The organism is Streptomyces sp. WZ.A104 (genome assembly GCF_002382885.1).
Lineage (GTDB): Bacteria > Actinomycetota > Actinomycetes > Streptomycetales > Streptomycetaceae > Streptomyces.
In genome coordinates this window covers 1-5,111 of the sequence record NZ_NWVL01000152.1, presented here as the reverse complement: position 1 = coordinate 5,111, position 5,111 = coordinate 1, and the positions used below count along the sequence as shown (strand labels likewise).

The 5,111-nt window shown below is 74.6% G+C and carries 5 protein-coding genes, 1 tRNA gene and 1 pseudogene; 4 read left to right on the top strand and 3 right to left on the bottom strand.

Annotated features, from left to right (window positions below):
- Both CIB93_RS36730 and CIB93_RS38365 read left to right on the top strand, forming a co-directional pair.
- Window positions 1-188: pseudogene (locus CIB93_RS36730) on the top strand (hypothetical protein); the annotation flags it as partial.
- A gap of 170 nt (window positions 189-358) precedes the next feature.
- On the top strand, window positions 359-514 hold the full coding sequence (locus CIB93_RS38365) for a hypothetical protein (RefSeq protein ID WP_179500376.1): 156 nt from the start codon (window positions 359-361) through the stop codon (window positions 512-514).
- A gap of 54 nt (window positions 515-568) precedes the next feature.
- Here CIB93_RS38365 and CIB93_RS36725 read toward each other — a convergent pair whose 3' ends face one another.
- Together CIB93_RS36725 and CIB93_RS36720 are read right to left on the bottom strand one after the other, a co-directional pair.
- Entirely contained in the window at window positions 569-1,165 is a 597-nt protein-coding gene (locus tag CIB93_RS36725) for a CGNR zinc finger domain-containing protein (RefSeq protein ID WP_096633100.1), read from the bottom strand.
- A gap of 227 nt (window positions 1,166-1,392) precedes the next feature.
- Entirely contained in the window at window positions 1,393-1,806 is a 414-nt protein-coding gene (locus tag CIB93_RS36720; RefSeq protein WP_003959770.1) for an SsgA family sporulation/cell division regulator, read from the bottom strand.
- Window positions 1,807-2,006: 200 nt separating this feature from the next.
- Between CIB93_RS36720 and CIB93_RS36715 the strand changes: the two genes are divergently transcribed.
- Together CIB93_RS36715 and CIB93_RS36710 are read left to right on the top strand one after the other, a co-directional pair.
- A complete protein-coding gene (locus CIB93_RS36715) occupies window positions 2,007-2,462 on the top strand; it encodes a TIGR02611 family protein (protein ID WP_096633099.1) in 456 nt (151 codons plus the stop codon).
- 54 nt (window positions 2,463-2,516) lie between these two features.
- A tRNA-Val gene (locus CIB93_RS36710) sits at window positions 2,517-2,588 on the top strand.
- Window positions 2,589-2,701: 113 nt separating this feature from the next.
- Here CIB93_RS36710 and CIB93_RS36705 read toward each other — a convergent pair.
- Window positions 2,702-5,111, bottom strand: a 2,410-nt coding sequence (locus CIB93_RS36705; protein WP_107471005.1) for an SCO7613 C-terminal domain-containing membrane protein, incomplete at its 5' end; no start/stop codon positions are given.

The following is a 5,111-nucleotide window of genomic DNA, read 5'->3' as shown; positions in this document are numbered from 1 at the left end:
GGGCCGCCGGGCAGCACGAGGCGGTCGCCCCGGCGGCCTCGGCCCCGTCGCTCGGTGCCGGGAGCGCGGCCGGGCCCGCGGCGGCCGGGGCGAAGCCGCGGCCGAAGCCGGAGAAGAAGCAGGAGGCCGCCGCCGGGGGCGAGGACTTCAGCGACATCGAGGCGATCCTCAAGAAGCACGGCATCTGACCGGACTCCGGCCGCACGGAACGAGGCCTCGCTGCGGCCGCCCGGCCCGAATGCCTGATGGCGCCCCGCACGCCGGAGCGATTACTGATGGCCACGGGACGGTGAACTCCCGGGGGAATGAACCGGGTTGACCGCCAACCCGGCCGCAGGTGCGTCATGATCGCCCCGAGATGGTGGACACTTCCCGGGGCGAGGCCCCCGCACCCCCTGCCGAAGAGCCCCGCGGCTGCCTCTTCGCGCTCTCCCAGCCGCCCCTGATGATCTTCCTGGCGGTGATCGGGGGCCTGCTGCTGATGGCCGCGCTGCACGATCTCCTACTGCTGTGAGCCGCCGCGCCCGCACCCGCTGCGGCCGGCCGTGCCGGGGCCGGACCCGTGCTGTCAGCCCGCGGCTTCCTTGCGGCGGGCCCGGTAGGCCGCGACGTGGAGCCTGTTGCCGCACGTACGGCTGGAGCAGTAGCGGCGGGAGCGGTTGCGGGACAGGTCGACGAAGGCGTGGCCGCAGTCCGGTGCCTCGCAGCGGCGCAGCCGCTCCTGCTCGCCCGCCACGATGATGAAGGCGAGCGCCATCCCGCAGTCGGCCGCGAGGTGGTCGGCGAGCGAGGCGTCCGGCGAGAAGTAGTGCACGTGCCAGTCGTAGCCGTCGTGGTCGGTGAGCTGCGGGGTGGTCCCGGCCGCCGCGACGAGGCGGTTCACCAGCTCGGCGGCCGTACGGGCGTCCGGCGCCGCGAAGACCTCCGCGAAGCCGGCCCGCACGTCGCGTACGGCCTGTAGGTCCTTCTCGCCGAGCGTGCCGACGCCGCTGATGTGGTGCCGCTCGGCGAAGGCGTACAGCGTGGCTACGTCGGGGAGCCCGTCGGCGGACCCGTCCACCAGTCCGTCCGAGGCGTCGTCCGGTGGCGGCTCGCTCTCCGGCGCGGTGTTCACCAGATCGACCACCGCGTCGAGGGCGATCCGGGTGTCGTGTGGGATCAGCACGCTTCGCTCCCTGGCCTCCGGCGGGCGGGCGCCCGCCGATGGCGGCTGACTCTACTGGCTCGGCGGGTCCTGGAGGAGGACGGCCCGGGGCGGGGAGGGCGGCCGAGCGCAGCGGCGCCGTCACCGCGGTGGATTCCGCGATGACGGCGCCGGTGTCTGCCGTATGTGGTTGTCCGCGTGACGCCGTCTCCCCGAGTCGGACGGCGTCGAGCAGGTCTCGGCCTGGCTCAGCTCTCGGCCAGGATGTGTGAGAGCTCCGTGTCGAGATCGAAGTGCCGATGCTCGGTGCCGGGCGGGACCGCGGCGTCGGTCCTCTTCAGGAACGACTCCAGGGCCCGTGCCGGGGCCTCAAGCAGCGCTTCGCCCTCTGGGGAGCTCAGTGCGATGCATACGACGCCTTGGCCGTGACTACGTGATGGCCAGACGCGGACGTCTCCGGTGCCGGTGGGGCGGTGCAGCCCCTCGGCGAGGAGGTCACGGGCGAATACCCATTCGACCGTCTCCTCCGCTCCGGTGTGGAAGGTGGCGTGCACGGCATAGGGATCGGCCGTGTCATACCGCAGGCCCGCGGGTACAGGCAGTGAGGACTCGCTCGACACAACGAGGCGCAGGTGCAGCTCGCAGCTGACCGTGGTGTTCATAAGCGCCAGGGCCTTTCGCTCAGTGTGCGCTCGGGGATTCGCACGTCGGCGAAATCGACATGCCACCTACGGTGGCGTTGTAAACCCCTCTGACCCATTTGTGATGCTTAGGGTCCCTCGCTCAGCGGCGTGTAACTTTGAGTTATGCGTCCATTCCAGTGACGAAGAAGCGACGAGGGCGGGTCGGGTAGGTTGGCTTCATGAACGCGGAGAGTGACGAGCGGAGCAGGGTCTCCGAGCAGGCGGCCCCGGCGTCCGCCACGGGGGAATCGGACCCGGGGGAGCGCGAGCTGGGCTCGCGTGCGCCGGGTTTCATCAAGGCGTCCAAGCCGCTCCACCTGAGCTGGCAGGTCGGCGTCTTCGTCGTCGGCCTCGGCGTGGTGGTGGCCGGCGTGCTCATGCTGGTGCTGCCCGGCCCCGGCTGGCTGGTGATCTTCGCCGGTATGGCGATCTGGGCGACCGAGTTCGTCTGGGCCCAACTGGTGCTGCGCTGGACCAAGCGCAAGGTCACCGAGGCGGCGCAGCGGGCGCTCGATCCCAAGGTCCGGCGGCGCAACATCATCCTCACCACGGTGGGGCTGGTGGTCATGGCGGTGCTGGTCGGGATCTACGTGTGGAAGTTCGGGATCACCATGCCGTGGAAGATCGCCGAGTGACCCGAGGGTGGTCCGGAAGCACCGCTGACATGGGGTAATGTTTGCGGTGCGCCCGGGCGATTAGCTCAGTGGGAGAGCGCTTCGTTCACACCGAAGAGGTCACTGGTTCGAACCCAGTATCGCCCACCCGGACAGAGGGCCCGGGAGACGGATTCCGTCTCCCGGGCCCTCTGCGTTGCTCGCGCCGCCCGGTCCGGGGGTGCCGCGAACGGCGTGCCCCGGACCGGACCGGGCCCGGCTCACCGCATCCGGCCCAGCGTGTCCTTGAGCCGCCTGGCGTCCCGCAGTCGCTGCTCGTACGTCGCTCCCACCACCAGCAACAGCAGCCCGGCCAGGGCCGGCGGCAGCCAGCGGGGGAGCGCCCCGGCGACCTGCACCACGTACGGCGCCAGCTCGTGCAGCCCGTCCAGTGCCAGCACCGCTCCGCCGAGCAGCAGCAGGGCCTGGAGCCGGTACCGCGCACCCAGCAGCGTGATCACCAGGGCCGCCACGCCCAGCAGCAGCGGGCGGTGCCAGTCCGGATCGGTCCAGGCCACCGCCAGGCTCGGCAGCAGTGTCGCCGCGAGCCCCGGCCCGTACGCCGTCCACGACGACGCCTCGGGGTCCTTCCGCCGCCGCAGGACGCCCACGACCAGGGCGGGCACGGTCACCGGCAGGGTGTACGCCTCCGGGAACGACACCTCCGAGGCCGCCAGCCGCACCCAGGTGGCCAGCACGAACAGCGCCGCCGCCAGGTACCCGGCCACCGGCCGACGCTCCGGCCGCACCGCCGCACCCGCCGCCAGCACCCCGGACAGGGCCAGCACCAGCGCCAGGAACGGCGCGTCCTCCACCGCGAGCCCGACCGCGACGAGCGCACCCGCCGCCCCCGTCAGCTCCACCGGCAACGCGGCCGGGTGCCGCCGCAGCCGCGCCCCCAGCAGCACCGTCAGCGCGGGCACCAGGAGCAGCAGCGGCGCGGCCTCGTACGGGGCGAGCCCCAGGGACCGGCCCGCGCACCCCGTCAGCACGGTGCCCCCGACCGCGGCGGCGACCGCGAGGACCCCCTGAGGCGCCTGTGCGCGCGCCCGGTGCGCCGCCCCGGCGAACAAGGCCACCAGCCCGCCCAGCACCGCGTAGGTGCCCGCCTCGGACGCCAGTGACAGCAGCCCGACGCTCACGGCTCCGGTGACCGCGCCCACGAGCGCGGTCACCGGCACCGCCGCCGTCCCGCTCCGGCCGCTCGCATCGCTCCCGCCGATCCCGGAACCCCGGACAGCCAGTGCGAGCAGCCCGGCCACCAGGAGCGTCTCCCCGGCCACGGCGACCGCGTAGGGCACGTCCAGCACGGCCCCCGCCACCAGCAGCGCACCCCAGCCGAGCGCCAGGGCCACGGCCCCGGCCGCACCGCGCACCGCCGCCCCCGACGGCCTGCGGGCGGGGGGCCGGGAAGCCGCCCCCAGGGGACCCGCGCCCCACCCCCACGCACCGTGAGGCACCGAACCGGGAGCGCCGGGAGTGCCTGCCGGGGCCGGGACGCCGGGGACGCCCGCCGCGCCCGCCGTACGGACGCCACCCGCTGCGCCCTTTGCCCCCGCGGTAGGCGCGACCACCGGCCCCACGGTCTCTGCCACCGAGGGCCACCACCGGTACGCCGCCGCCAGCAGCCCGGCCGCCAGGGCCAGCACCACCGGGGCCGCGGCCAGCTCCGGCCACCGCAGCGGCGACCCCAGCGCGGCCCGGAAGCCGTCGGGTGCGCCCGCCCAGACGTCCGTCAGCTGCGTCACCGGGCCCAGCAGTACCGTCGTGACCGGCGGCAGCGCCCACACCAGGGCCCCGGCGACCACCGCCCCCGACGCAACCAGCACCCCGCGCGCCGCGTTCCTCGGAAGCCGGGCCCGTACGACCGCCGTCAGGGCGATGCCGCACAGCAGGTACGGCAGCACGCGCCAGCCCTCGGGCATCACCGCGGCCGGCACGCCGCCCACCGCCGCCACCGCCGAGAGACCGGCCACCGCGCCGCCCAGCTGCGCGAAGCCGTCGGATGCGCGCCACGCCCCGGCCAGCGCGGCCGCCGCTGCCGCCAGGAGCAGCGCACCCGGGGCGGCGGCCTCCAGCGGCCCGGCGGCGGAAGCCGACTCGGCCAGGCCCACTAGCAGGGCCACCAGACCCGTCACCGTGCCCCCTACGCCCGCCGTGATCCGTACCCCGAGACCCTTGCCCCGCAGGGCGATCGCCCCGTCCAGCACCGCCGTCGCGAGCAGCGCCCACCCGAACACGATCGCCGGGGCCTGTGCCGCCCACGCCCAGAACAGCAGCGGCCACTGGGCGAAGACCACGGCGGCGGGCAGCGGCAGGTGGAGCGGGCGGAGCGCGAGGCCGTACGCCGTCCACAGCGCCGCCAGCACGGCCGACGCGAGCGCGGTGAAGGCGAGCCCGTCCATGTCCGGGTCCGCCACCGCGTGGACCGCGTACACGTCCAGCAGCGTCAGCACCAGGGCCAGTGCCACCAGGGCCTCCGCCGTCGCCCCGAGCCTCCGGCGCAGCAGGCCCGCCGGGGCGATGAGCGCCCCCGCCGTCACCGCGGCCAGCACGGCCGACCGTCCGCCGATCCCCATCGAGCCCCAGCTCACCAGCGTGAACGCGATCGCCGCGATCGTCAGCAGCAGA